The organism is Photobacterium alginatilyticum (genome assembly GCF_009910675.1).
Taxonomy (GTDB): Bacteria; Pseudomonadota; Gammaproteobacteria; order Enterobacterales; family Vibrionaceae; genus Photobacterium; species Photobacterium alginatilyticum.
Genome location: NZ_RSEJ01000139.1, coordinates 1 through 926, shown reverse-complemented (window position 1 = coordinate 926; position 926 = coordinate 1). Strand labels below are relative to the sequence as shown.

General features: G+C 44.1%; 1 pseudogene. It reads right to left on the bottom strand.

What is annotated here, in order from left to right:
* Positions 1-55 precede the first annotated feature (55 nt).
* Positions 56-924 (bottom strand): annotated as a pseudogene (locus tag EIZ48_RS28375) (IS5 family transposase).
* Positions 925-926: the final 2 nt, after the last annotated feature.

Below are 926 nucleotides of genomic sequence, written 5' to 3'. Positions count from 1 at the left end.
CGGCTTTGTTGCGTAAATCGAATTTAAGCTGAACGGACTCAACATTTGTTTGGGATTAATCAACTCTARTTGTTTGAGGCATGGTAAGACTCGACAGCTTATTTAAAGCTCGAACAGCTGCGTAGGCTTCACCTACTTGAGCATCATAATCTCGTAGACTCAGGCTTGAACCAAGAAGACGTTTATATCTCGACATTGCYGTTTCGGATATTGACCGAGAGTGATAGCCCGACGTTTTCTTCCAGTACTCATTGCTACCATGTATGCGTTGGCAAGCAACGGCTTGATTTCTTGGGTGCCCGTCTTCCCAGTATGCTGCACCACTTCTTGGCGGTATGAGTGGCCTTGCTTGTTTACGTTTAATCGCTTGATAACATAGACGAGTATCGTAAGCGCCATCACCTGATATTGACTGTATTTTGCGATGAGTTTTCTTCAATAATTCAGGAAGAACTTCACCATCAGTARCCGTTGAAAGAGAAAGTTCAGCACTGATTACCTGATGTGTATCAGCATCTACAGCAAGATGAAGCTTGCGCCATAAACGCCGCTTTTCGGCACCATGCTTCTTGGCTTTCCATTCGCCTTCACCGAATACTTTTAGCCCCGTTGCATCAATAGCGAGATGTCGAATTTCACCTCTGATAGGCATTTTAATTGAAACATCAACGTCTTTTGCTCTTCGACTGAGACGGGTGTAACTTGGGCATTGTAGTGACACTTTCGTTAACGCCAGTATCGAGTTAATAAAGCCTTCTGTGGCACGAAGTGATAGGTGAATAGCCGCTTAATCATCAACGCTGTAGTAATGGATAGATCGGAGTATTGATTACTGCGACCACGCCTACCATGAAGAGACGAAGATTCCCATGACGATATTGCTTCTTCATCAATCCAGAAGGTTATTGAGCCTCTGTTGATCAAGG